General features: G+C 64.5%; 26 protein-coding genes and 1 pseudogene. 23 read left to right on the top strand and 4 right to left on the bottom strand.

Translation table 11 applies throughout. The annotated features are described in order from the left end of the window. The first annotated feature begins 52 nt into the window (after positions 1-52). The 9 genes from ACNKW1_RS04895 to ACNKW1_RS04855 all read left to right on the top strand — a co-directional run bounded on the left by ACNKW1_RS04895 (position 53) and on the right by ACNKW1_RS04855 (position 8,548). Positions 53-2,542, top strand: coding sequence for a heavy metal translocating P-type ATPase (locus ACNKW1_RS04895; protein ID WP_418363479.1), 2,490 nt, complete (start codon positions 53-55; stop codon positions 2,540-2,542). Positions 2,543-2,560: 18 nt separating this feature from the next. Beyond that, on the top strand, positions 2,561-2,788 hold the full coding sequence (gene ccoS, locus ACNKW1_RS04890) for a cbb3-type cytochrome oxidase assembly protein CcoS (protein WP_418363478.1): 228 nt from the start codon (positions 2,561-2,563) through the stop codon (positions 2,786-2,788). 374 nt (positions 2,789-3,162) lie between these two features. After that, positions 3,163-4,593, top strand: coding sequence for a cytochrome-c oxidase, cbb3-type subunit I (ccoN, locus tag ACNKW1_RS04885; RefSeq protein ID WP_418363477.1), 1,431 nt, complete (start codon positions 3,163-3,165; stop codon positions 4,591-4,593). A gap of 15 nt (positions 4,594-4,608) precedes the next feature. Continuing rightward, positions 4,609-5,244 carry a cytochrome-c oxidase, cbb3-type subunit II gene (ccoO, locus tag ACNKW1_RS04880; RefSeq protein WP_418363476.1) on the top strand — a complete coding sequence of 212 codons (636 nt, stop codon included), beginning with the start codon at positions 4,609-4,611 and terminating at the stop codon, positions 5,242-5,244. A 14-nt stretch (positions 5,245-5,258) separates the two neighbouring features. After that, entirely contained in the window at positions 5,259-5,447 is a 189-nt protein-coding gene (locus ACNKW1_RS04875) for a cbb3-type cytochrome oxidase subunit 3 (RefSeq protein WP_418363475.1), read from the top strand. After that, on the top strand, positions 5,440-6,330 hold the full coding sequence (ccoP, locus tag ACNKW1_RS04870; protein WP_418363474.1) for a cytochrome-c oxidase, cbb3-type subunit III: 891 nt from the start codon (positions 5,440-5,442) through the stop codon (positions 6,328-6,330). Before ACNKW1_RS04875 ends, ccoP begins: the two co-directional genes overlap by 8 nt. Positions 6,331-6,426: 96 nt before the next feature. Beyond that, the gene (gene ccoG, locus ACNKW1_RS04865; RefSeq protein ID WP_418363473.1) at positions 6,427-7,851 is read left to right on the top strand and encodes a cytochrome c oxidase accessory protein CcoG; all 1,425 of its coding nucleotides are present in this window, start codon (positions 6,427-6,429) and stop codon (positions 7,849-7,851) included. Position 7,852: 1 nt separating this feature from the next. Next, on the top strand, positions 7,853-8,365 hold the full coding sequence (locus ACNKW1_RS04860) for a FixH family protein (protein ID WP_418363472.1): 513 nt from the start codon (positions 7,853-7,855) through the stop codon (positions 8,363-8,365). 30 nt (positions 8,366-8,395) lie between these two features. Continuing rightward, complete coding sequence (locus ACNKW1_RS04855) at positions 8,396-8,548, top strand: DUF3149 domain-containing protein (RefSeq protein ID WP_418363471.1); 153 nt, start codon at positions 8,396-8,398, stop codon at positions 8,546-8,548. Between the two features lie 74 nt (positions 8,549-8,622). Here the strand turns inward: ACNKW1_RS04855 and ACNKW1_RS04850 are convergent, their stop codons facing one another. Next, positions 8,623-9,066: a universal stress protein gene (locus ACNKW1_RS04850; protein WP_418363470.1), complete on the bottom strand. Its 444-nt coding sequence runs from the start codon at positions 9,064-9,066 to the stop codon at positions 8,623-8,625. A gap of 125 nt (positions 9,067-9,191) precedes the next feature. On the opposite strand from ACNKW1_RS04850, the gene ACNKW1_RS04845 reads away from it, so the two are divergent. Next, positions 9,192-10,601, top strand: a complete 1,410-nt coding sequence (locus ACNKW1_RS04845) for an MBL fold metallo-hydrolase RNA specificity domain-containing protein (protein WP_418363469.1) — start codon at positions 9,192-9,194, stop codon at positions 10,599-10,601. Positions 10,602-10,735: 134 nt separating this feature from the next. Then, complete coding sequence (locus ACNKW1_RS04840) at positions 10,736-12,400, top strand: PHA/PHB synthase family protein (RefSeq protein ID WP_418363772.1); 1,665 nt, start codon at positions 10,736-10,738, stop codon at positions 12,398-12,400. 3 nt (positions 12,401-12,403) lie between these two features. Here ACNKW1_RS04840 and ACNKW1_RS04835 read toward each other — a convergent pair whose 3' ends face one another. Beyond that, positions 12,404-13,090 (bottom strand): Crp/Fnr family transcriptional regulator, encoded by a 687-nt coding sequence (locus tag ACNKW1_RS04835; RefSeq protein ID WP_418363468.1) that lies wholly within the window; start codon positions 13,088-13,090, stop codon positions 12,404-12,406. A gap of 103 nt (positions 13,091-13,193) precedes the next feature. Here ACNKW1_RS04835 and ACNKW1_RS04830 point away from each other — a divergent pair, with 103 nt between their 5' ends. Next, positions 13,194-13,577 carry a SirB2 family protein gene (locus ACNKW1_RS04830; protein ID WP_418363467.1) on the top strand — a complete coding sequence of 128 codons (384 nt, stop codon included), beginning with the start codon at positions 13,194-13,196 and terminating at the stop codon, positions 13,575-13,577. Positions 13,578-13,593: 16 nt separating this feature from the next. Here ACNKW1_RS04830 and fnr read toward each other — a convergent pair whose 3' ends face one another. Further along, complete coding sequence (gene fnr, locus ACNKW1_RS04825) at positions 13,594-14,334, bottom strand: fumarate/nitrate reduction transcriptional regulator Fnr (protein ID WP_418363466.1); 741 nt, start codon at positions 14,332-14,334, stop codon at positions 13,594-13,596. Positions 14,335-14,472: 138 nt separating this feature from the next. Between fnr and hemN the strand changes: the two genes are divergently transcribed. From hemN to ACNKW1_RS04800, 5 genes are all read left to right on the top strand, one after another. Next, positions 14,473-15,864 (top strand): oxygen-independent coproporphyrinogen III oxidase, encoded by a 1,392-nt coding sequence (gene hemN / locus ACNKW1_RS04820; protein ID WP_418363465.1) that lies wholly within the window; start codon positions 14,473-14,475, stop codon positions 15,862-15,864. A gap of 60 nt (positions 15,865-15,924) precedes the next feature. After that, positions 15,925-16,635: a sulfite exporter TauE/SafE family protein gene (locus ACNKW1_RS04815; protein WP_418363464.1), complete on the top strand. Its 711-nt coding sequence runs from the start codon at positions 15,925-15,927 to the stop codon at positions 16,633-16,635. A gap of 39 nt (positions 16,636-16,674) precedes the next feature. Then, on the top strand, positions 16,675-16,884 hold the full coding sequence (locus ACNKW1_RS04810) for a heavy-metal-associated domain-containing protein (protein ID WP_418363463.1): 210 nt from the start codon (positions 16,675-16,677) through the stop codon (positions 16,882-16,884). 89 nt (positions 16,885-16,973) lie between these two features. Continuing rightward, positions 16,974-17,501: an inorganic diphosphatase gene (ppa, locus tag ACNKW1_RS04805; RefSeq protein ID WP_418363462.1), complete on the top strand. Its 528-nt coding sequence runs from the start codon at positions 16,974-16,976 to the stop codon at positions 17,499-17,501. 306 nt (positions 17,502-17,807) lie between these two features. After that, positions 17,808-18,785: an arsenic resistance protein gene (locus tag ACNKW1_RS04800; protein ID WP_418363461.1), complete on the top strand. Its 978-nt coding sequence runs from the start codon at positions 17,808-17,810 to the stop codon at positions 18,783-18,785. A gap of 28 nt (positions 18,786-18,813) precedes the next feature. Here the strand turns inward: ACNKW1_RS04800 and hyi are convergent, their stop codons facing one another. Beyond that, entirely contained in the window at positions 18,814-19,611 is a 798-nt protein-coding gene (gene hyi, locus ACNKW1_RS04795) for a hydroxypyruvate isomerase (RefSeq protein WP_418363460.1), read from the bottom strand. A 252-nt stretch (positions 19,612-19,863) separates the two neighbouring features. On the opposite strand from hyi, the gene ACNKW1_RS04790 reads away from it, so the two are divergent. From ACNKW1_RS04790 to ACNKW1_RS04765, 6 genes and pseudogenes are all read left to right on the top strand, one after another. Beyond that, positions 19,864-20,769 carry a DMT family transporter gene (locus tag ACNKW1_RS04790; RefSeq protein WP_418363459.1) on the top strand — a complete coding sequence of 302 codons (906 nt, stop codon included), beginning with the start codon at positions 19,864-19,866 and terminating at the stop codon, positions 20,767-20,769. 332 nt (positions 20,770-21,101) lie between these two features. Next, complete coding sequence (leuE, locus tag ACNKW1_RS04785; protein ID WP_418363458.1) at positions 21,102-21,773, top strand: leucine efflux protein LeuE; 672 nt, start codon at positions 21,102-21,104, stop codon at positions 21,771-21,773. 96 nt (positions 21,774-21,869) lie between these two features. After that, the gene (locus ACNKW1_RS04780; protein ID WP_418363457.1) at positions 21,870-22,682 is read left to right on the top strand and encodes a CheR family methyltransferase; all 813 of its coding nucleotides are present in this window, start codon (positions 21,870-21,872) and stop codon (positions 22,680-22,682) included. Between the two features lie 122 nt (positions 22,683-22,804). Further along, positions 22,805-23,377: pseudogene (locus ACNKW1_RS04775) on the top strand (chemotaxis protein CheB); the annotation flags it as partial. Between the two features lie 47 nt (positions 23,378-23,424). Next, entirely contained in the window at positions 23,425-24,543 is a 1,119-nt protein-coding gene (locus ACNKW1_RS04770; RefSeq protein ID WP_418363456.1) for a diguanylate cyclase, read from the top strand. Positions 24,544-24,653: 110 nt separating this feature from the next. Next, positions 24,654-25,544, top strand: coding sequence for a transporter substrate-binding domain-containing protein (locus ACNKW1_RS04765; RefSeq protein WP_418363455.1), 891 nt, complete (start codon positions 24,654-24,656; stop codon positions 25,542-25,544). The last annotated feature ends 6 nt before the right edge of the window (positions 25,545-25,550 follow it).

Raw genomic sequence — 25,550 nt, 5'->3', positions numbered from 1 at the left:
ACGACCCGCCCCGGGGTGCAGCGCGCGCCGGGGCGGTTTCTCATTGCCGCACATGATGCCCGCCGAACACACTGCTCCCGTGGCCAGCGAGGCCGTTGATACCGACTGCTATCACTGTGGTCTGCCCATTCCGTCCGACACGGATCATTACGTGCGCATCGACGGCCGCAGCCGGCGCATGTGCTGTGTCGGCTGCGAGGCCGTGGCGCAGTCCATCGTGGACAATGGCCTGGTCGACTACTATCGCCACCGCGACACGATGCCCGAGACGCGCCGCGAGGCCATGCCTGCCGAGCTCCAGGAGCTCGGGCTGTTCGACCACCCCGACTTCCAGAAGAGCTTCGTGCGGCCCGTGGGCGAGCACGAACGCGAGGCTTCGCTGATTCTCGAGGGCATTACCTGCGCGGCCTGCGTGTGGCTCAACGAGAATCATGTCGCACGCCTTCCCGGCGTGTCGGCGATCCAGATCAACTACGCGACCCGGCGCGCCCGCGTGCGCTGGGATGAGCGCAGGATCAAGCTTTCCGACATCCTCGCCGCGATCCAGGGCATCGGCTATCGTGCCTATCCCTACGACGCAGAGCGCTCGGAGCAGGTCGCGAACCGCGAGCGCCGCTCGATGCTGTGGCGGGTGTTCGTCGCCGGCTTCGGCATGATGCAGGTCATGATGTACGCCTTCCCCGTCTATGTGGCGGGCGAGGGAGACATGAGCTGGGACATCGAGCTGTTGCTGCGCTGGGCGAGTTTGCTCCTGACTCTTCCGGTGGTGCTGTATTCGGCAGCGCCCTTCTTCCAGCGTGCGTGGCGAGATGTGCGCCTGCGCCGGCTGGGGATGGATGTTCCGGTGGCGGTCGGGGTCGGCAGCGCCTTCCTCGCCAGCCTTTGGGCGACGCTGACCGACGGGCCGGAGGTGTACTTCGACTCGGTGACCATGTTCGTGTTCTTCCTGCTCGGTGGGCGCTACCTCGAGATGGTGGCCCGTCAGCGCGCGATGCGCGGCGTGGAGGAGCTCGGCAAGGCGCTGCCTTCCTTCGCCGAGCGCGTCGAGGGCTGGCCCGCCAGCGCAGTGGGCGAGAGGGTGCCGACTTCGCAGTTGGTGCCCGGTGACGTGCTGCGGGTGCGCCCGGGAGAGGTGTTCCCGGTCGATGGGGTGGTGCTCGAGGGTGAGGGTGAGGCGAATGAAGCCCTGCTCACCGGCGAGAGCATGCCGGTCCCCAAGCGTCCGGGCGACCGGCTGACCGGAGGCAGCATCAACGTTTCCTCGCCGCTGCTGCTGCGGGTGGAGCAGGTGGGCGATGCGACGCGGCTTGCGGCCATTCGCAGGCTCATGGAGCGCGCGGCCAGCGACAAGCCGCGCATAGCCACGCTGTCGGATCATGTGGCCGCCTGGTTCATCGTCACCCTGCTGGTGCTGGCGAGCGGGACCGGCGTGGCCTGGTACATGGTCGACCCGGATCGGGCTCTGTGGATCTTCGTCTCCGTGCTGGTCGTGGCGTGTCCGTGCGCGCTGTCGCTGGCGACACCGACTGCGCTCACGGTCGCGACCGATGCCATGGCGCGCCTGGGCGTGCTGGTCACGCGGGGACATGCGATCGAAACCCTGGCGAAGGCCAATCACTTTGTGTTCGACAAGACCGGTACGCTCACCCACGGCCGCATGCGCCTGGAGGAGGTGCTGCCGCTCGGGGCACATGAAGGCCGTGCAGTGCTGGTGCTTGCGGCGGCGCTGGAGCAAGGCTCCGAGCATCCGGTAGCTGCTGGCTTGCGCGAGGCGGTCGAAGGTGACCGCCTGCCGGTGGCGGTGGATGTGCGCGCCGAAACCGGTCAGGGTATGGTCGGTACCGTGGCCGGTGAGAAGATGTGGATCGGTCGTCCAGACTATGTGGCCCGGTCCACGGGGCTCGAGTTGCCCGGGGCGCTGGATGCGTTCGCTGTGCGGGGCGGAACGGTGGTGGCGCTTGGTACCGCGTCGGGTTGGCTGGGTGCCTTCCGCCTCGCAGACCAGGTGCGCGACGAGGCTCCGCTGCTGATGCGCCGGCTTGGCGGGGAGCGCGTGCACACCGGCATGCTCTCCGGTGATGCGGAGACGGTCGTTGCCGACATGGCGCGGCAACTCGGCATCGAGGATGCGCGCGGGGGGCTCAGTCCGCAGGGCAAACAGGAGGCCATCGCGGCAATGCAGAAGGATCGCAACGCAATCGTGGCGATGGTGGGGGATGGGGTAAACGATGCGCCGGTGCTGGCGCAGGCGCATGTGTCCATCGCGATGGGTGGCGGCACCGACCTTGCGCGCAACCAGGCCGACATCGTGCTGCTCAGCGAAAACCTGTCCAGCCTCGGACGCAGCATCGACCTCTCGCGCAAGACTTTGCGGATCATCCGGCAGAACCTGTGGTGGTCGTTCGCGTACAACTTCACCTCGGTGCCGCTGGCCATGGCCGGCCTGGTGACGCCCTGGATGGCAGGCATCGGCATGGCGGCGAGTTCGCTGCTGGTGGTGCTCAACGCCATGCGCCTGCAGCGTGTGCCGGCCGCGCGTTGAGTGTGCGAGGAAAACAGCATGGAAAGCCTCTATCTTCTGATTCCCCTCTCGGTCGTGCTGGTGTTCGTCATTGGCGTGCTGTTCTGGTGGTCCCTGCGCAGCGGTCAGTATGACGACCTGGAGGGGCCGGCCTACCGTTTGCTGATGGATGATCGCGATGAAGCGCCGATGGATGAGAAAGCCCCCGTCGATAGCCGGCATGAGCTGCCGGAGGATGGAGAGAAACAGCGCGACAACCGGGGGTAGGGGCCGATAAATGTTGATCTAGGTCAACATCGACTTTTGGGTCCGCGGCACAATACGACCCATGGTGAGTTTTGCGGCAAAGGCTGTGATGGCCGCAACACCCGGGTTTTTTGTCTCTCTGTTGGGGTTGGGGGTGCGTGAATGCGCACCCTTTTTTTTGGGGTCCGGGTGGGGTGTCCGGACACGCTTGCACCTGGCTTTGGAGTTGGTCTAGGTCCAAGTTTCTCTTCCTCACCTAGCTCGCCTGAAATACAATGTTGATCTATGTCAAATGGCCCGATCATGCTGAAGTTAGGCTGATTCGGCTGGGCAAGAAGCGCGGCGTCGGGAGCTGCCGCGCCGGGGTCGGTTTTTAAAACGAAGAGGTGACTCACATGCAATCGCAAGCGACTTATAACTACAAAGTCGTGCGCCAGTTCGCCATCATGACGGTGGTGTGGGGCATCGTGGGCATGCTGGTCGGCGTCATCGCCGCAGCACAGCTCGTGTGGCCAGAACTGAACGTGCACGAATTCCTGCATTTCGGCAGGCTCCGTCCGCTGCACACCAACGCGGTGATCTTCGCGTTCGGTGGCTCGGCGCTGTTTGCGACGTCGTACTATGTCGTGCAGCGCACCTGTCACACCACGTTGTTCTCTCCCGGTCTGGCGGCGTTTACCTTCTGGGGCTGGCAACTGGTGATCGTGCTCGCTGCGATCACGCTGCCCCTAGGCTATACGTCCTCCAAGGAATATGCCGAGCTCGAGTGGCCGATCGACATCCTGATCGCGATTGTCTGGGTGTCCTATGCCGTGGTTTTCTTCGGCACCATCGCCAAGCGCAAGGTTTCGCACATTTATGTGGCGAACTGGTTCTTCGGCGCTTTCATCCTTACCGTGGCGTTGCTGCACATCGTCAATAGTGCAGCGATCCCTGTCTCGCTCTTCAGCATGAAGTCCTACTCGGCCTATGCGGGCGTGCAGGACGCGATGGTCCAATGGTGGTACGGCCACAACGCGGTCGGTTTCTTCCTGACCGCAGGCTTCCTCGGCATGATGTATTACTTCGTGCCGAAGCAGGCCGACCGTCCGGTGTATTCCTACCGTCTGTCGGTGGTGCACTTCTGGGCGCTGATCTTTACCTACATGTGGGCCGGTCCGCACCATCTGCACTACACCGCGCTGCCTGACTGGACTCAGTCCGTCGGCATGGTGTTCTCGCTGATCCTGCTCGCGCCGTCCTGGGGTGGCATGATCAACGGCATCATGACCCTGTCGGGTGCCTGGCACAAACTGCGCACGGACCCGATCCTGAAGTTCCTGGTCACCTCGCTGTCCTTCTACGGCATGTCCACCTTCGAAGGCCCGATGATGTCGATCAAGACGGTCAACGCGCTGTCGCACTACACCGACTGGACCGTCGGCCACGTGCACTCCGGCGCGCTCGGCTGGGTCGCGATGATCTCCATCGGCTCGGTGTACTTCCTGCTGCCGCGCCTTTACGGCAAGAGCGAGATGTACAGCGTCAAGCTGATCAATGCCCACTTCTGGATCGCGACCATCGGTATCGTGCTCTACATCGCGTCGATGTGGATCTCGGGCGTGATGCAGGGGCTGATGTGGCGCGCGACCAATGCGGACGGCACGCTTACGTATTCCTTCGTGGAATCGGTCAAGGCCAGCTACCCGTTCTGGACCATCCGCTTCATCGGTGGTGCGATGTTCCTCGGCGGCATGCTGATCATGTTCTACAACATGGTGAAGACCATCGCCGGCCAAAAGGCCTATGACGCCCCGGTGCTCGCGCCTGCGGCTGCCCACGCCTGATCGGAGAACAACAACATGGCTCAATCCAAACACGAAAAGATCGAACGCAACGTATTCCTCATGATCGTGTTCACGCTGCTTACCGTCAGCGTGGGCGGTCTAGTGGAGATCGTGCCGCTGTTCTTCCAGCACTCGACCACTACCGCGATCGATCAGAAGGGCAATGCACTCGACGTCAAGCCGTACGATCCGGTTCGCCTCGTTGGCCGCGACATCTATGTGCGCGAAGGCTGCTACAACTGCCACTCGCAGATGATCCGTCCGTTCCGCGCCGAGACCGAGCGGTACGGCCACTACTCGGTGGCGGGCGAGTTCATCTACGACCACCCGTTCCAGTGGGGCTCCAAGCGCACCGGTCCGGATCTGGCGCGTGTGGGCGGTCGCTACTCGGACGAGTGGCAGCGTGTTCACCTGCTCAACCCGCGTGACGTGGTGCCCGAGTCGAACATGCCGGCCTTCCCCTGGCTGGATCGTCCGATCCAGGGCGACGACATCCAGGACCGCATGCGTGCGCTCAACAAGGTGGGTCTGCACAAGTACAGCGACGAAGAGATCGCCGCGGCACCTGCTGCACTCGAGGGCAAGACCGAACTCGACGCCATCGTGGCCTACCTGCAGGGCCTCGGTACCGCGATTTCCCACTTCCGATAAGGAGGGCGTGCGCCGTGGATATCAACGACATCCGGAGCTTGCTCACCGTTCTGGGGCTGCTGTGCTTCCTGGCCATCGTCGCCTGGGCTTACAGCAAGCATGCCAAACCGGGGTTCGACGCTGCGGCGCGCCTGCCTCTGAGCGATGACGACCTGCCGGCCCGGGGCGGCCGGCAAGACCAAGAGGAAAAGAAAAATGGCTGACTTTATCAGCGGTTTCTGGAACATGTATGTGATGGTCCTCGTGGCCCTCTCCATCCTGTTCTGTGTGTTCGTGCTCGTGTCGAACATGACCCGGCGCGAGAAGGGGCCGGTCGAGTTGCACGGTCACGTGTGGGATGAGTCGCTGGCGGAGTACAACAACCCGCTGCCGCGCTGGTGGATGTATCTGTTCTGGATCACCATCTTCTTCGGCATCGGCTATCTCGCGATCTACCCGGGCTTCGGCTCCTTCAACCAGCACCGCGGGCAGTGGGCGCAGTACGACGCCGAAATGCGGGCGGGCGAAGAGCGCTTCGGCCCTGTGTTCGCGAAGTATCGCGAGATGGACGTGATGGCGGTGGCGGCCGAGCCCGAAGCCGTGGCGATGGGGCAGCGCCTGTTCCTGACCTACTGCCAGCAGTGCCACGGTGCCGCGGCACAGGGTGCCAAGAGCTTCCCGAACCTGACCGACGGCGCGTGGCTGTGGGGCGGCGAGCCGGACAACATCCGCGAGACCATCACCAACGGCCGCAACGGCATCATGACGCCGTTCGGCGCGGTGCTGGGTTCGGACGGTGTGAAGGACGTTGCCAACTACGTCCGTTCCATGAACGGGCTGGCGCACGATTCGCTGCGCGCTCAGCGTGGCAAGGATCTGTTCGACACCAACTGCATCGCATGCCACGGTGCGGATGCCAAGGGCAACCCGATGCTCGGCGCGCCCAACCTGACCGACAACAACTGGCTCTATGGCTCGACCGAGTCGACGATCATCGAGACCATCACCCATGGCCGCAACAACAAGATGCCGGCTTTCGGTGATTTCCTCGGCGAGGACAAGGTTCATATTCTCACGGCCTACGTGCTGAGCCTGAACAAGAAGTGATCGTTTCAAGCAGGGTGTAGTCCAGCCCCGGGAGGAGGGGGTCCTCCCGGGGTTTCCATAACAATAAAAAGAACAAAAAACACTGGTACAAAGGCCATGCACAGCCCATCCCCTGAACCGCGCAAGACGCAGCAAGCAGACTCTTCCCAGGACACGCTTTACGCTGCCCGCAAGAAGCTCTTCGTCCGTTCCGTGACCGGCATTTTCGCCAACTGGCGCTGGGCGCTGGTGTGGATCACGCAGATCATCTTCTACGGCCTGCCCTGGCTGAGTTGGAACGACCGCCAGGCCGTCCTGCTCCATCTCACCGAGCGCAAGTTCTACATCTTCGGCTGGGTGTTCTGGCCGCAGGACGTGTTCTTCCTCGCCATACTGCTCATCATCTCGGCCTACGCGCTGTTCTTCTTCACCGCGATCGCCGGCCGCCTGTGGTGCGGCTACGCCTGTCCGCAGACGGTCTATACCGAGATCTTCATGTGGATCGAGCAGAAGATCGAAGGCGACCACGTCCGCCGTCAGAAGCTGGACCAGGCGCCGATGAGCGCCGGGAAGGCGCTGCGACGCGGTGCGAAGTACCTGGTCTGGATCCTGGTGTCCTTGTGGACCGGGTTTACCTTCGTTGCCTATTTCTCTCCGTTGAGCGAACTGCTCGCGTCCGTGACGTCTTTCAATTTCGGGCCGTGGGAAACGTTCTGGATCCTGTTCTACGGTGGCTTCACCTACCTCTTCGCCGGTGTCATGCGCGAGCAGGTGTGCAAGTACATGTGCCCGTACGCGCGTTTCCAGGCGGTGATGTTCGATCCGGACACCCTGGTCATCACCTATGACGAGGCGCGCGGCGAGCCGCGCGGCACGCGGAAGAAGGGCATCGACCCGCGTGCCGTCGCCAAGGGAGACTGCATCGATTGCGGCATCTGCGTGCAGGTGTGCCCGACCGGGATCGACATCCGTGATGGGCTGCAGTACGAGTGCATCGGCTGTGCCGCATGTATCGATGCGTGCGACCAGGTCATGGACAAGATGAACTATCCGCGCGGCCTCATCCGTTACTCCACCGAGAATGCGATGAAGAACCGCTGGGGCCGCAAGGAGATCATCGCGCATGTGCTGCGTCCCCGTACCCTCATCTACGGCGGCATCCTGATTCTGATTTGCCTTGCCTTCGTGTGGGGGCTTGCAGCGAGGGAGCCGCTACGCATGGATGTCCTGCGCGACCGCTCGTCGCTTGGGCGTGAGGTTGAAGGCGGAATGATCGAGAACGTCTATCAGTTGCAGGTCATGAACATGACCGAAGCGGCGCGCAGCTTCCGTCTCGAGGTGTCGGGCCTGCCGGGTATCCGTCTGGGCGGCAGCGAACAGATCCAGGTCGCGCCCGCCGCGGCGCAGTCGGTGACAATGCAGGTGCTGGTGCCCTACGACCAGGGGCAGCCCGGTGCCAACACGATTCACTTCCAGGTCACTGCCGAGGATGATCCTTCGCTGACCCTGAAGGAACAGACCACCTTCCTGATTCCGCGCTGACATGTCCACTCACCAATCGACCGAGCATCCCGTCCAGCCCTGGTATCGTCAGGGCTGGCCCTGGTTCCTGATCATGTTTCCCGCCATCGCTGTGGTGGCGGGGATTGCCACCTTGGTGATCGCCGCCAGGACCTTTGACGGCATGGTGGTGGATGATTACTACAAGGAAGGTCGCGCGATCGTTCAGACGATCGGACGCGTCGAACATGCGCGTGAACTGGGCATGCGGGCGGCGCTCAAGGTGCGGAGCAGTTCGATCCGGGTCGAGCTCGGTGCGCGCGATGCAGCGAGCCTGCCCCAGCGCTTGCTGGTGACTGTTGCACACCCCACACGCGGCGGGCTCGATCAGGTCGTCATTGCCGAGCGCGCCGATGGGGCCTACGAGGCCCGGCTGGCACCGCTATCGACCGGGCGCTGGCTGTTTGTCATAGAAGATGAGACCCGAAGCTGGAGAATGGACGGGTCCGCATACCTCCCTGCAGAGACGGAGATCCTTATTGATCCGAACGTCTGATTTACCCACTGACTGCAGAGGAGTCACATCATGGCATGGGAGTTGTTGCTGACGAGCGATATTGGCTTGCTGAGCCTGTTCACCATCGTCTTCATTCTCGGTATGGCCCTTTACCTGTACCGCTTCGCCAAGCGTCATATGGCGGAGGACGAGCAGAAAACCCGGCTGGAGCGCGGTGGCTAGACTTGCCACGCCCCATAAGCAGAACGGCCCGCGATGCGGGCCGTTCTGCTTATGGGGCGTGGACAGCGCAGTGTTCAGCGGTACACGAGCACGGGGGTCTTGCTGTGCGTGAGCACCTTCTGCGTTTCGCTGCCCAGCAGCAGCCCTGCGATCCCGCGGCGGCCGTGCGAGGCCATGAAGATCAGGTCGCAGCCATGGCGGTCAGCGGCATCGATGATCGCTTCGTACGGGACTTCGTTCACGGCGGTGTCGGTTCCGGCAGCGACACCGGAGGCATCGGCCACACTCTTCGCCTTGGCGAGAATCGATTCGGCCTCCGCTGCCGCGGACTTCGCGAACTGCTCCGGCGTGGTGGGGTCGATCAGTGCACCTTCGCCGTAGATCGGCATCGGGAAATCGGGCTGTGCGTAGAAGAACGTGATGCGTGCGCCGGCTTCCTTGGCGAAGGATACTGCGCGGGCGACGGTGCTTTCGGACAGCGCCGAGCCATCGGTCGGGACGAGGATGTGCTGGAACATTACGGGGACTCCTTGTTGAGCGTTACGCGTCGATTATAGCGACGACTCGGTATCCATACCGATTGATCGTGATCAAACCGGCGTGCAATCCTGCGGGGCACAGTGTAGGCAGATGGAGGTGTTCCATGAAGCTGACTTTTTATGGTGCGGCAGGCGAGGTGACCGGGTCGTGCCTCCGGGTCGATCATGCGGGCGGGAGCTTCCTTGTCGATTGCGGCTTGTTTCAGGGCGGGCGTGAGGCCGATCGCAAGAACCGCGAGGCGTTGGACTTCGATCTTTCGCAGATCGACTTCGTGCTGCTCACGCACGCTCACCTCGACCATACCGGTCTCGTCCCCCGGCTGGTTTCGCTGGGGTTCAAGGGGCGGTTTCATGCGACCGCGGCGACGGTTGACCTGCTCGGCGTGATGCTTCTCGACTCTGCCCACATACAGGAGAAGGAAGCCGAGTGGGCCTTGCGCAATGCGCGCTCGCGCAAGGCACGGCGTGGCGCCGAGCAGGGGCCGCTCTACACGGTGGAACAGGCGCGGGCGAGCCTGCGCCGTCTGCATGCGGTCGACTACGGCGAGCCCGTCGTCCCCGGCAAGGGGGTCCGTTGCTGGTTCCGCGACGCCGGGCATATCCTCGGCTCGGCGATCATCGAGATCGACATCGAGGAGAAGGGCCACGCCCGGCGCCTGGTTGCCTCGGGCGACCTCGGCCAGCCGATGCGCCCGGTGTTGCAGGATCCGGCGCGAATTCGGGCCGCGGACTATCTCTGCATCGAGTCCACTTACGGCAACCGAGCGCACCGTCCTTTCCAGTCGACGCTGGATGAACTCGCCCAGGTGCTGCACCGGACGCTCGAAGTCGATGGCGGCAATGTGATCATTCCCGCATTCGCGGTGGGGCGCACGCAGGAGATCCTGTTCGTGCTCGCCGACCTCGTGCGCTCCGGGCGCGTGCCTCGCCTCGACGTGGTCGTCGACTCGCCCATGGCCTCGATGGTGACCGAACTCACCGTCCGTCATGACAACCTGTGGGACGACGAAACGCGCGAGCTCTACGCGTGGGTTCAGCATCATGCAGACCGATTCCACCTGCGCTTCGTCCAGGACGCGGAGGAGTCGATGGCGCTCAATGCGGTACAGGGCGGACTCGTTATCGTCTCGGCAAGCGGAATGTGCGACGCTGGGCGCGTCAAGCATCACCTGCGGCACAACATCGGGCGGCGAGAATGCGCGATCGTGATCGCCGGCTTTCAGGCGGCGGGCACGCTGGGGCGGCGGCTGGTCGATGGGGCCCGACAGGTGACGTTGTTCCGCGAGCGCATTCCGGTGCGTGCTCGCATCCATACGATCGGCGGGCTTTCGGCCCATGCCGACCAGCCGGCGTTGCTGCACTGGTTGCGCGGTTTCGAACGTCCGCCGCGCAGAACCTTCATCGTGCACGGCGAGGCTGCGGCCTCGGCGGCTTTCGCGGAAGCCATCGAGGGCGAGTTCGGCTGGCCTGAGGTGGCGGTGGCCGAGCCGCAGACGCCCTACACATTGGATTGAACGAAATGCAGAGGCAGACGACGATGGCGAACGCAAACGGCAGTAGTCCCCGCAACGGCGCACGCCTGCGCAACGGTACGGCCAATCACGGCGCCGCGTCGGCGGCTGCCTTGCTTCATCGCTTCCATGAGCAGATGGAAGACGCCTTCGACCCGCTCGGTGTTGGCGCGCCCATCCTGCATGCGCAGCTGGCCTGGCTGTCCCACCCGCAGGAACTGGGCGAGCACATGCTCAGCCTGTCCTCGGATCTGTGGGCGCTGCAATGGCACTCCTGGGCACGGATGCATGGGTTGCCCAGCCCCGACCCGATCGAACCCAACGTCGACGATGCGCGTTTCGCCGATCCGGTGTGGACCGAGCGCCCGACCTGGGATCTGATCAAGGAATGGTATCTGGCCTTCACCCGCCACACTCAGGACATGCTCTACGAAACGCCCGGCCTGTCGAGCAAGGAGCGCAGGCGCGCGGCGTTCTGGTGGCGGAAATGGCTCAATGCGGTGGCGCCCACCAACTTTCTGTGGACCAATCCGGTTGCTTTACAGCGTGCGATCGATACGCGTGGGCAAAGCCTCATCGACGGCTTCTCGAACTATCTCGAGGACGTGCAGGCGGGCGAGGTACGCATGACCAACCCGGACGATTTCCGGGTCGGTGAGAACCTTGCCACCACGCCGGGTGCGGTGGTGTTCCGCAATCGCCTGCTGGAGGTGATCCATTACGCACCGGTGCAGAAGAAAGTGTGTGCCGAGCCGCTGGTCATCATCACGCCCTGGATCAACAAGTTCTACGTCCTCGATCTGCAGCCGCGGAAGAGCATGATCCGCTATCTGCTCGACCAGGGGCTGGACGTGTTCATCACAAGCTGGAAGAACCCCGACGCGTCGATGCGCGACACCGGTTTCGACGACTACCTGCGGGAGGGGGTCGATACCATTGTGCGCGTGGCGCGTGAGTTCACCGGTGCGGCGAAGGTGCATGCAGCGGGCTACTGCATCGGCGGCACGGCGCTTGCGATGTACATGGCCTGGGCTAACCGGCACTACCCGGAGGGCGAGGTGCCGGTGGCGGACTGGACGCTCTTCACCACCCTGGTCGATTTCCACAAGCCGGGCGATATCGAGGTCTTCATCGATGAAGGCAGCATCCACTACCTGATCAGCCAGATGGCGCGCAAGGGCTACCTGGACGGCAAGTCCATGGCCGCCTCCTTCCGCCTCCTGCGCTCCAACAGCCTGATCTGGCATTACGTGGTGCGTGGCTGGCTGTACGGAGAGAAACCACCGGCCTTCGATGTGCTGTACTGGAACATGGATGCGACCCGCATGCCTTACCGCATGCACGCCTGGTATCTGGAGGAGCTTTATCTGCGTAACCGTCTCATCCAGCCCGATGCCCTGGTCGTCGCCGGGGAAGCGCTGGATCTCGGGCGTATCCGCCAGCCCCTCTATGCCGTGAGCTGCGAGGACGACCATATCGCGCCGTGGCGGCAGACCTTCCGCATCGTCGATCATGTGAGCGTGCCGGTGCGCTTCGTGCAATCGAGCTCGGGGCACATCCTGGGTATCGTCAATCCGGTGGTCGACCCGCCCAAGCGGCGCTACTGGGTGGGCGAAACGCAGCCCGGGGACACGCCCGAGCGCTGGCGCCAGGGCGCGCAGGCCTGCGAGGGAAGCTGGTGGCCGGACTGGATGGCCTGGCTCAAGCCGCGCGCCGGCGAGCAGGTGCAAGCAAGGGCGGCCGCGAATGCGGCGTTCCCTGCGCTGGCCGACGCGCCGGGAGAATACGTGCTGGAGCGTTGAAGTTCAGGCGCCGTAGCGCGACAGCCGGGCGGGGTCGTGCAGGGTGATGCGCTTGCCCTGCACGCTGATCAGGCGGGCATCGCTCAGGTCGTGGAAGATGCGTGACAGGGTTTCCGGCGTCAGATTCAGGCGCGAGGCGATCACCTGCTTGCTGGTGGGCAGCGCGATTTCGCAGGGCGTGTCGCTGTCGGCCACCTGCAGAAGATAGCCGATCACGCGCTGCGTGCTCGAGCGCAGCGAGTAGGTTTCGACGTCCTGAATCAGCCCATGCAGGCGGATCGCCATGCCGGCGAGCAGTTTGTGGGCGAAGGTCGAATCCTGGTCGATGAGCTCGGTCACCACCTGCTGGCCGACGTGGATCAGCACGGTGTCGGTGAGTGCCTCGGCAAACACGGGGTAGGGGTGGTCCATGAACATCACCGCCTCACCGAAGCTCTGCATCGGGCCGATGATCTCCACCACCTTCTCGGTGCCCTGCGAGGATGAGAACGCAAGCTTGACCTGACCGGAGACGACGAAGTAAAAGCCGTGCGGTTGATCCCCGCGCTGGAACAGCACTTCGCCGCGTGCCACCTGGCGCTCGCGGGTGAAACGCGCCACGAGCTGGATGTCGGCCTCCGAGAGTTCGCCGAACAGGGGGATGCGGCCCAGCAGGGCGGGGATGTCGAGTTGTATGTGGGAATGAGGCATCTCGGAACTCTCCGGTGGGGTCGCAATTCTAATCGAGCCGCTGTGCCCGGGGGCTGGCGGCAGCACATTCCGGCTCTCTGGCCGGTCACCAAAGGGAGAAGGGATGTTCTATTACGCGATCAAGAATCTGCACATCACCTGCGTGGTGCTGAGCGCGGCGGGGTTCCTGCTGCGGGGGCTATGGATGATGACCGGAAATCCATTGCTGCAGCATCGCCTCACCAGGATTCTGCCGCATCTGGTGGATACGACACTGCTGTTGTCGGCGATCACCCTGACCGTGCTGATCCAGCAGTATCCCTTCGTGGCGGGCTGGGCCACGGCGAAGATCCTTGGTCTGATCGTCTACATCCTCCTCGGCACGGTGGCGCTCAAGCGCGGACGCACGCAGGGTATTCGCGTCGGCGCCTTCGTGGCCGCGCTGCTGGTCTACCTGTGGATCGTCTCGGTGGCGCTGACCAAGCAGGCCGCCGGCTACCTTGCCTGAACGCGTACGCGAGCGCTCAGCGCACGCCCTGCTGGTGCTGGATGAGCTTCTTCAGCCCGGCAGGGTCGAGCAGCTTCACATGCTTCTGCTGCACCGAGATCAGCCCGTCTTCCTGGAAGCGCGAGAAGGCCCGCGACACGGTTTCGAGCTTGAGCCCCAGGTAGGAGCCGATCTCTTCGCGCGTCATGCGCAGGTTGAAGTCCTGCGGCGAGAAGCCGCGCGCGTTGAAGCGCTGCGACATGTTAAGCAGGAAGGCAGCCAGGCGCTCCTCTGCGCGCATCGAGCCAAGCAGCATCATCACGCCGTGGTCGCGCACGATCTCCCGGCTCATGACCTTGTGGAACTGCAACTGCAGCCCCTCGATCTCGTGCGACATCTGCTCGAGCTTGTCGTAGGCGATCACGCACACCTCGCTGTCCTCGAGCGCGATTGCGTTGCAGGAGTGGGCTTCGGTGCTGATGCCGTCCAGGCCGAGGATCTCGCCCGTCATCTGGAATCCGGTCACCTGCTCGCGGCCGTCCTCGAGCAGCACATCGGTCTTGAACGAGCCGGCGCGGATGGCGTAGATGGCCTCGAAGGGATCGCCGGCCCGATAAAGGCAATGCTGGCGCTTCACCTTGCGGCGCGCACCCACCAGATCGTCGAGCCGGCTCAGTTCGCTGTCCGACATCCCGAAGGGCAGGCACAGTTCGACGAGGTTGCATTGCGAGCAGGCCACTTTCAGCCCGCTCACGGTGATTGGCACGGTAGCCCTCATCTGCACGATAATCCCGCTTCCCAGAAAAAAGACCCCGGTGAGGGTTTAATAGGCGTCTAAAACATGCCCGTTGACCCACGTCAACCTAAAGATTCCGGTGATCTGCCATTGTTTGGCACACACCTCAGCAGCAAGATCATGAAAAGTCAGAACGAACTCATCTTCGATCCGCAACTGATTCGTCGCTTCGACATCAACGGACCGCGATACACCTCTTACCCCACGGCGGACCGCTTCGTCGAGGCCTTCAATGCGGATGCGCTCAAGACCTGGCTCGCCAAGAGGGGCGTGGGCGGCGTAAGCAAACCGCTTTCATTATACTTCCACATCCCCTTCTGTAACACGATCTGCTATTACTGCGCCTGCAACAAGATCATCACCAAGGATCATGGGCGCTCTGCCAAGTATCTGAAATATCTGGCGAAAGAGATCGAGATGCAGGCCGCCTGCCTGACCGGCAGCCGGCAGGTCACCCAGCTGCACCTGGGGGGGGGCACGCCGACCTTCCTGTCCCACGACGAGTTGCGAGAGCTCATGGCGGCGGTGCGCGAGCACTTCACGCTGGTGCCCAATGGCGAGTATTCCATCGAGGTCGACCCGCGCAAGGTCGACTTCGAGACGGTGAAGCTGCTCGCCGACCTCGGTTTCAACCGCATGAGCGTGGGCGTGCAGGACTTCGCCGAGGACGTGCAGGCGGCGGTCAACCGCATCCAGAGCTACGACGAGACGAAGCTCGTCATCGACGCGGCGCGCGCCACCGGTTTCAAGTCGGTGAGCATGGACCTCATCTACGGCCTGCCCAAGCAGAACGTGATCAGCTTCAACCGCACGCTGGAGCAGGTGCTCGAGATCTCGCCCGACCGCATCTCGCTGTACAGCTATGCGCACTTGCCGGGCCTCTTCAAGCCCCAGCGCCGCATCAACAGCGGCGACATGCCCACCGCGGATACCAAGCTGCAGTTGCTGCAGCTGGGCATCCGCCGCCTCACCGAGGCGGGCTACGTGTACATCGGCATGGACCATTTCGCCAAGCCGGACGACGAACTCACCGTCGCCCAGCGCCAGGGGCGTCTGCATCGCAATTTCCAGGGCTACTCCACCCAGGCCGAGTGCGATCTGCTCGCCTTCGGCGTGTCGGCGATCGGCAAGATCGGGCCGGTGTATGCGCAGAACGTGAAGAGCCTGGACGAGTACTATGATGCGCTCGACCGCGACGAACTGCCGGTGCTGCGCGGCATCGAGCTTACCGCAGACGATCTGCTGCGGCGCGCGATCATCCAGGCGCTGATGTGCCACTTCGAGCTGTCCATGCAGTCGATCGAGATCGCCCATCTGATCAACTTCCGCGAGTATTTCGCCGAAGAACTCGCCGACCTGCAGGAGATGGAGAAGGCCGGCCTGGTGAAGATCGATGGCGACTGGATCAGCGTGCAGCCCGGCGGGCGCCTGCTGGTACGCGGCATCGCGATGGTGTTCGACCGTTACCTGCGCGCCGACCGCGAGCGTGCGCGCTACTCGCGCGTGATCTGAGTATTGCGGCAACGCAGCGTAGAATGAGGCCTCGCATTCCCCGCGGGGCCTTTTTCATCCATGCCTGACACCGGTTTCATCGCAGTCTTCCTCATCGGCCTGCTCGGCGGCACGCACTGCGTGGCCATGTGTGGCGGCATCGTCGGTGCACTGACCATGCAGGTGCAGACGCCTGGCGGCAAACCGCAATGGCCGCTGCACCTGGCGTACAACATCGGCCGCATCACCACCTACACTGCGCTCGGCGGGGCAGTGGGTCTGCTCGGCTCGGTCGGCCTGCTCTACGACGGCATGCTGCCGGTGCAGATGGCGCTGTACGTGCTCGCCAACCTCATGCTGATCGCGCTCGGGCTCTATCTCACCGGCTTCACCCGCCTGCTCACTCCGATCGAGCGTGCCGGCGGCGTGCTATGGCGGCGCATCCAGCCCGCGACCCGGCGCTTCCTGCCTGCGCGCTCGATCCGACAGGCGCTGCCGCTTGGACTACTGTGGGGCTTTCTGCCTTGCGGGCTGACCTACTCCGTCCTCGCCACCGCGCTGGTCACCGGCTCGGGTGCGCGCGGGGCAGGGCTGATGCTGGCCTTCGGCCTGGGTACGCTGCCCAATCTGCTGCTGGCAGGCATGTTGTTCAAACGTTTTCGTGACATCACCCGCAACCGCCGGGTCCGCATTGCGTCCGGCGTGCTGGTGCTGGGTTTCGGGGTGTTCGGCCTCTATCATGCACCGACGCTGGGCGGCGACCTGTGGCGTGGTGTGGTCTGCGTGACCTGAGGGCGCCGTCCGGCGTTTGGTATCGACAAGGAGCAACACATGAATGAAGTGACGATCAAGGTGGAAGGCATGAGCTGCGGCGGATGCGTGAAGAATGTGACCGGTGTGCTGCAGGCGCTGCCCGGCGTGCAGGACGTGCAGGTCTCGCTCGGGACGGCGTCTGCCACCGTGCGCCACGACCCTGCACAGACTTCCGTCGAGGCGCTGCGCGCTGCGGTCGAGGATGCCGGGTTCGACTCCCCGGCCTGATGGTTTTCATGCAGACGGGGCAATGCCGCAGTGCAAGAAATTGTGGTTTCCCCCTATAATCCGCGCACATTTTTCCACGGGAGGGATTCATGGGCTTCGATATGGTCAGCGCCGGCAAGGATGTGCCGAACGACATCAACGTCATCATCGAGATCTCCGCGCAGGGCGATCCGATCAAGTTCGAGGTGGACAAGGACAGCGGCGCCGTCTTCGTCGACCGCTTCATGGGCACCTCGATGCGCTACCCGCTCAACTACGGCTACGTGCCGCACACCATCGCCGGCGACGGCGACCCGGTGGACGTGCTGGTCGTGACCCCCTTTCCGCTGCAGCCGGGCGTCGTCATCCGCTGCCGCCCGGTGGGCGTGCTCAAGATGGAAGATGACGGCGGGGTAGACGCCAAGGTCGTCGCCGTGCCGGTGTCCAAGCTGACCCCGCTGTACGACAAGGTGCAGACCACCGACGACCTGCCCGAACTGCTGATGAAGCAGACCGTGCACTTCTTCGAGCACTACAAGGATCTCGAGCCCGGCAAGTGGGTCAAGGTTCTGGGCTGGGGCACGGTCGAAGACGCCAAGCAGGAAATCCTGAACGGTCTCGCCGCCGGCAAGAAGTAACACGGACGGCTGGGCCGTCGCTGGTGAAGGGGCCCGCCGTGTGCGGGCCCTTTTCCGTCCACGACGGCGCGGGGGACACAGAGTGCGTCCGCGTGTTGACGAGCGGGGCTGCTGCCAGTAGTGGCAGCAGTTTTGCCCGCAATGTGCCTGAGATGGCAGTTTGCTGGCGCAAGGTGCCCCGGGGCGGCGGACCATGGTCTGCGCCAGACAAGGGGGCTGGCAGGCTGGCATCACGCTTGCTTGTGCCTCTCCCGCTGCTACGATGGCGGCATCGGATCACAACAGCGACAACAGGGAAGACCCGCCATGCTCGCGCTCCTCATGAAGATCAACAAGAACCTCATCTTCGCCATCCCGGTGGCGATGGTGCTGGGCTTCGGCTTCGGCCTCGTCGCGCCGGTGGCGTGGCTCAAGTCGCTGATCGTGCCGCTCACCTTCCTGATGGTTTATCCGATGATGGTGAACCTCAAGTTGCAGAAAGTGCTCGAGGGCGGCGACCTCAAGGCGCAGGCGCTCGCGCAGGCGATCAACTTCGCCATCATCCCCTTCGTGGCCTTCGGCCTCGGCAAGCTCTTCTTCCCCGAGCAGCCCTTCTATGCGCTCGGCCTGCTATTGGCCGCGCTGCTGCCTACGAGCGGCATGACCATCTCGTGGACCGGTTTCGCCGGCGGTAACCTCGGTGCTGCGGTCAAGATGACCGTGCTCGGCCTCATCCTCGGCTCGCTCGCCACGCCGCTGTACGTGCGCTGGCTGATGGGGGCGGAGGTGCCGGTCGACATGGCCGCGATCTTCATGCAGATCATCATCATCGTGTTCCTGCCCATGGTTGCCGGCCACTTCACGCAGAAGTGGCTCATTGCCCGCCACGGCCAGGCCGAATACCAGAAAACCTGGGGGCCACGCTTCCCGCCATTCTCCACGCTCGGCGTGCTCGGCATCGTATTTGTCGCACTCGCACTCAAGGCGAAGGACCTCGTCGCCCAGCCCGGAGAGATCGTCGTCGTGCTGGTGCCGCTGCTGTGCCTGTACGGCATCAACTACGTGCTCAGCACGGTGGTTGCCCGCACCCTGCTGCCGCGTGGTGACGCCATCGCGCTGGTCTACGGCACGGTGATGCGCAATCTCTCGATCGCGCTCGCGTTGGCGATGAACGTGTTCGGTGGCGAAAGCGCGGGCGCCGCGCTGGTCATCGCGCTCGCATACATCCTGCAGGTGCAGTCGGCGGCGTGGTACGTCAAGCTCACCAACCGCCTGTTCGGCCCCGCACAGCCCAAGGCCGGCTGAAGCCCAGGGGAGATGGCGTGGCCGGAGGTCAGTCGGACCGGGCCCGGCCGGTCGTCGCTGAGTGCATCCACGCCAGGCCTTCGCGGGTGCCGGCCGCGGGGCGGTATTCGCAGCCAATCCAGCCCGTGTAGCCGATGCGGTCGATGAAGTCGAACAGCCAGGGGTAGTTGATCTCGCCGCTGCCCGGCTCGTGCCGGCCTGGCGTGTCGGCGATCTGGATGTGCCCGATGCGCGGCAGGTGCCGGGCGATCGTGTTGGCGAGTTCGCCTTCCATGCGTTGCATGTGATACACGTCGTATTGCAGGAAGAGGTTGTCCGCGCCCACTGCATCGATCAGCGCGATGGCTTGCGCGCTGTGATGCAGGTGGAAGCCGGGGATGTCGAAGGTGTTGATCGGTTCGATCAGCAGGCGGATGCCGGCCGCCTTCAGCTCGCGTGCGGCGAAGCGCAGGTTGGCGACGAGGATCTCGTGCGCCTGCGCCGGGGCCAGATCGGCAGGAGGGACCCCCGCGAGGCAGTTGAGCCGTGCGCAACCGAGCGCCGTGGCGTACTCGATCGCGCGCCCGACGCCGTCCTGAAATTCGCCCACCCGGCCCGGGTGGCATGCAATGCCGCGCTCGCCCGCATCCCAGTCGCCCGCAGGGAGGTTGTGCAGCACCGCCACCAGGCCGTTCGCGTGCAGCCGGTCGGCGATCTCGTTCCGGTCGAAGGCGTAGGGGAACTGGAATTCCACCCCGCGAAAGCCCGCTTCCGCAGCCGCCTCGAAGCGCGCGAGGAAGGGTAAATCGTTGAAGAGCAGGGTCAGGTTGGCGTCGAACTTGGGCATGCGCTTCCTTCTTTCGGGGCTCACTCGCAGCCCGAAGGCGCTTCGTGCACAGGGGCGCGGGTGAGACGGAGGGCGCTCTGTACGTGCTGCTTCGGTTGTACCGCGTGGGTTCGCATCTTGCCATGTGCGGGCGCATAATCCGAGTCCGAGTCCGAAGCCGCTGCCTGCCGCTGTATCCGCTCGCAGCCGACGGCACCTGAAACGCCGCGCCGCCCGACCGGGGTGTCGCGGCATTTTCCTTCTGGAGGATCGATGTCCGCGCCCGGCGCATCCCGCATTGCCTTGCTTGCGCTCGTCGCGCTTTCCCTGATCTGGGGATACAACTGGGTCGTCATGAAGCAGGTGATCGACTACGTCGATCCCTTCGATTTCTCTGCCATCCGCGCCGCGTTCGGCGCGCTCACGCTGTTCGGGGTGCTCGCGCTGCTCCGGCGGCCAATGACGATCGAGGCCTGGCGTGAGGTCGTGTTGCTCGGCCTGCTGCAGACGGGGGCTTTCACCGCGCTCATCCAGTGGGCGCTGGTGACCGCGGGTGCGGGCAAGACTGCAGTGCTCGTCTACACCATGCCGTTCTGGGTGCTCCCGATGGCCTGGCTCGCCCTGGGCGAGCGCGTGCGCGGCGTGCAGTGGCTGGGCATCGCGCTGGCAGCCAGTGGGCTGGTGCTGGTGCTCGAACCCTGGTCGCTGGGGGGCTCGGTGCTTGGCAATCTGCTGGCCGTTCTGGCCGGCGCGATCTGGGCGGCCTCTTCGGTGCTCGCCAAGCGCATGCGCCAGAGGCACAAGTTCGATCTGCTCGCGCTCACTGCGTGGCAGATGCTGTTCGGCGCGATCGCGCTGTGCGTCTTCGCGGGGCTGCATCCCTCGCGGCCGATCGAACCATCGCCGTACTTCTTCGGCGCATTGGTCTTTAACGCCGTATTCGCGACCGGGCTCGCCTGGGTGCTGTGGCTGTACATCCTCCAGCACCTGTCTGCGGGGATGGCGGGGCTCTCGGTGCTGGGGGTTCCCCTCGTCGGCGTGCTGGCGGGCTGGATCGAGCTCGGCGAACGCCCGACGGCGGCAGAATTCGCCGGCATAGCGCTTATCGTCGGTGCGCTGGGGCTGGTGAGTCTGTGGGCCCTGATTCAAAGCAGCCGGGCCGCGCGCAGCGACGGGTAAGGCCGGGCGGCGCGCGCTTGCTGCAAGACGGGTTCGGATTTCCTGTGCGACGCGCTACTGGGCGCTCTTGCGCAACACCATCTCCGGAATCTGGTTCAGTGGAACGACGCTATCGGCCGCACCGAGGCGAATCGCCTCTTTCGGCATGCCGAACTTTCGCAGCGCTCGTATAAGAATACTTTATACCCGAATGAGTAGTCGATCATATCTAAACTTTTAGCTGGGCGGCAGACAAGGAGTGCGGAACTGGCTGCATCCGAGTGCACGACTGGCGAGCACATGAGCGGCGTGGCAAAGTAGCTCCCCACCCGTCATCGTGCAGCGCTCCGGCCATGTTCTACGGCATCACCGACCTCTTCACCTTCGTCCTCGGCACCATCTTTATCGTGCTGCTGCCCGGGCCCAACTCGCTCTATGTGATGGCGGCTGCCTCGCGCTGGGGCGTGCGCGCCGGCTACCGGGGCGCGGCCGGCATCTTCGTCGGTGACACCCTCCTGATGCTGCTGGCGGTCACCGGCATGGCTTCGGTGTTGCGCGCCACGCCCGAACTGTTCATGGTCATCAAGTACGCCGGTGCGGCCTACCTGGCCTGGGTGGGCTTGAGTCTGCTGCGCGGTGCGCTCGCCACCTGGCGGCGGGGGGGCGAAACCGCCGCAGCGGTCGGCGACGGCAAGCCGGACTACCCGCCGGTGCGCAGCACCCCGCACCCCTTCCGCACCGCGCTGCTGATCAGCCTGATGAACCCCAAGGCGATCCTGTTCTTCGTGTCCTTCTTCATCCAGTTCGTCGACCCCGCTTACGGCCACCCGGCGCTGTCCTTCGTGATCCTGGGCGTGATCGTGCAGGTCTGCAGCCTGCTCTACCTGTCGGTGCTCATCTTCGCGGGCGCCCGCCTCGCGGCGCAGTTCCGCCGTCACCGCCGTGCCGCGGCCGGGGCGACCGCGGGGGTGGGCGGGGTGTTCATCGGCTTCGGCGCCAAGCTCGCCACGGCGACGCTGGGGTAACTCAAGCACGGTTCCGTTGCGCCCGCGTGCGCACTACGGCACACCCTGCACCGCCATCCGGCGCGTACACTACGGTCTTGTCGGAAAGGGCCATCCATGTCGGAAATTTCGATCACCGAGCACGAGTTCGAGCAGTTCCGCACGCTGATGCGGCGGGTCGCTGGCGTGGATCTGTCGCCGCAGAAGAAGAGCCTGGTGAGCGGACGGCTGGCGCGCAGGCTGCGCGCGCTCGGGCTGAAGAGCTTCGGCGAGTATTTCGCGGTGGTGTCCGATCGCAAGTCGGCCGACGAATTCGACCGTATGGTGGATCTGCTGACCACGCACGAGACCTATTTCTTCCGCGAACCCAAGCACTTCGATTTCCTCACCGCCACCGTGCTGCCCCAGCTTCAGCAGCGCACCAGACCGACGCGAATCTGGAGTGCGGCCAGTTCCTCCGGCGAAGAGGCCTACAGCATCGCCATGGTGCTTGCCGACCGGCTTGGCGTGGCTTCGGCGTGGGAGGTGTTCGCTTCCGACATCAGCCGCCAGGTGGTCGAGAAGGCCCGCAGCGGCGTGTATGCCACCAACCGCATCGACGGTATTCCCAAGGACTACCTGCGCCGTTTCTGTCGGCTCGAGAATACGGGCGGCGAGCAGACGCTGCAGATTGACGCCGCCCTGCGCAGGCGGGTGCGTTTCGCGCAGGTCAATCTGAACGAGAACCTCGGCAGTGTCGGTGACTTCGATGTGATCTTCCTGCGCAATGTGCTGATCTATTTCGATACGCCCACCAAACAGCGCATCGTCGAACGCGTTGCGCGCCAGATGCGCCCCGATGGCTGCTTGCTCATCGGCCACTCGGAGAGCTTGAACGGCCTCAACGTCGGCCTGCGTCAGGAGCGCCCGACGATTTACCGGCGGGCCTGAGCATGGAGATGGACGATCACAGACCGATCCGGGCCGTGTCGACCGACGGACCCTCCGCCGCGCGCACAAACCCGGTGCAGGCTGGAAATGCGCATGTGCGCGAAGCCCGGCCAGAGGTCGGCGACCGCATCATCGCGATCGGCACCTCAACCGGCGGCACGCAGGCGCTGGAGGCGGTGCTGCGCAATCTGCCGCTCACCATGCCGGGTATCGTCGTGGTGCAGCACATGCCGGAAAAGTTCACCGCACTGTTCTCCCAGCGCCTCAACCAGCTGTGCAAGATCGAGGTGCTCGAGGCGGAGGACGGCATGAGCGTGCGCCCCGGGTGTGCGTTGATCGCGCCGGGCGGGCGGCAGATGTCGGTGCGCCGCAGCGGTACGCACTATGTGGTCGAGGTGCGTGACGGGCCGCCGGTCAACCGCCACCGCCCCTCGGTCGACGTGCTGTTCAACTCCGTCGCCAAGTACGCGGGGCGCAGGGCGCTCGGCGTCATCATGACGGGCATGGGCGACGATGGCGCCCGCGGGCTGCGCGAGATGTTCGATGCCGGCGCGCAGACCATCGCCCAGGACGAGGCCAGTTGTGTGGTGTTCGGCATGCCCAAGGAGGCCATCCGCCGGGGCGCGGCCGGCAGGGTGCTGCCGCTCGATGCGATCGGCCCGGCAATCGAACACTTCGCCCGCAGCGGTTTTTGAAGAGATCGCCTGGGCTTGCCAAGAGTCAGGGTCAAAGGAGTTTCGGAATGAGCGAATTGTTCACATGGTCATCTGCCTTCATGACCGACCTTCCCGAGGTAGACCGGCAGCACCGCCGCCTGGTCGACCTGATCAACCGCCTCGGTGGCCTGCTGATGGGGGAGGGCGGGGTTTCGCAGGCACAGATCGATGCGGCCCGTGCCGAGCTGATCGAGTACAGCCAAACGCACTTCGGTGACGAGGAGGCCATGTTCATCGCGGCGGGCATCGACCCGCGCCATGTCGACTTCCACCGCGGGGAGCACCAGCGCTTCATCGACGAGCTTCATGCGATGGGCGCGGCCGAAGACGCCAAGGGACCGCAGCGGGAGCAGACGGTGCGGATGGAGGTCGGCTATCTGGTCAACTGGCTTGCTCACCACATCCTCGGGGTCGATCAGTCGATGGCGCGGCAGCTGCGGCTGATGGAGAATGGGCTCGGCGCGCCGGAGGCCTTCGAAGCCGAGCTTGAGCAGCGCCAGCGCGAGGCCTCGACCGAACCGCTGCTCGGTGCCCTGAACGGGCTGCTGGCGATGGTCTCCGAGCGTAATCGCGAGCTCGCCGAACTCAACCGCACGCTGGAGCAACGCGTCGCCGAGCGCACCGCGGAGCTCGCGCGTGCAAACGAGCGCCTGCACGTGCTGACCTACCATGACGACCTCACCGGTCTGCCCAACCGGCGCCACGCCGTCACCGCGCTCGAGGCGCTGTGGGAAGAGGCCCGCCGGGACGGCACGCCGCTGTCGGTGCTGCTGCTGGATGCCGACCGCTTCAAGGGCGTCAACGACACCTACGGTCATGCCGAGGGGGACGCCGTGCTGCGCGCGCTTGGCCAGCGACTGCGTGACGCCGTGCGTACCAGCGACATCGTGTGCCGCCTCGGCGGCGACGAGTTTCTGGTCATCTGTCCGCGCAGCGACCGCGCCGGTGCGCGGCAGGTGGCCAGCAAGATCGTCGCTTCGCGCCGCCCTCACATCAACGCCCTCGGGCAGGAATGCTGGAGCGGGGCGGTGAGCGTCGGGGTGGCGGAGATCGAGCCCTCGATGCACAGCGCCGAGGACATGCTGAAGGCCGCGGACCGGGCGCTGTACGAAGCCAAGCGCGGAGGCGGCGACCGCGTCGGGTGAGGGCGCGCGCCCAATACGGGCAATCGGCCGAGCAGTCGGCCATGTCGCGAAAGTGCGTTATCCGCGAAAATGCCGCGGCGCCTTCGTCACCTCTCCGTGGAATCCTCTCCATGCTTCGCATGCTTCGCCGTGTCTTGCCCCTGCTTCTCGGTTTTTTCATGGCGCTGCCCGCCCCGGCTGCGGATCTGGACGAGATTCGTGCACGCGGCGAGCTCCGTCACCTTGGAATCCGCTACGCAAACTTCGTCACCGGCAGCGGCGACGGTTTCGACGTCGAGTTGATGCAGGGCTTCGCGGCGCACATCGGCGTGCGCTACACGCTGGTGCATTCCGACTTCTACTCGGTCATCCGCGACCTGCTTGGGCGTGAGGTCGTGCGCGAAGGGGATTCGGTGCGCCTGGAAGGGTCTTATCCGGTGCGCGGCGACGTGATCGCCGCGGGCTTCACCGTGCTGCCGTGGCGCGACGCGGTGCTGTTGTTCTCTGCGCCCACCTTTCCTTCGCAGGTACTGCTGGTGGCGAGCGCGCAGTCCCCGGTCAGGCCGATCGCGGGCAGCGACGATCTCGCCGCCGACATTCTGGAAACCCGGGCCCTGATCGCCGGCAAGAGTTTGCTGGTGATGGAGGGCACCTGCCTCGATCCGGCCAATTACGGGCTGGAAGGCGTGGGTATCGACCTGCGCGCCTACACCCGCAGCACCAACCTCAACGAAATGGTGCCGGCGCTGCTCAATGCCGATGCGGAGTTCACGCTGCTCGACGTGCCCGACGCCATCCTCGATCTGCGCAAGTGGGCCGGCCGCATCAAGGTACTGGGGCCGATCTCGGAGGAGCAGGCGCTTGCCGCGGCGTTCCCGCCCGATGCACCGGCGCTGCGCGATGCCTTCAACGCCTATCTCGCCGCCCTGAAGGCGAGTGGCGGGTATGACGCCCTGGTGGACAAATACTACCCGGGCATCCGGCGCTATTTCCCCGACTTCTTCGCGAGTGTGCCGCGTTGACGGCCG

The sequence above is a fragment of the Thauera sp. WH-2 genome, from assembly GCF_048321015.1.
GTDB lineage: Bacteria > Pseudomonadota > Gammaproteobacteria > Burkholderiales > Rhodocyclaceae > Thauera.
The sequence above is the reverse complement of the archived record's forward strand: the minus strand, read 5'-3'. Positions and strand labels throughout refer to the sequence as shown.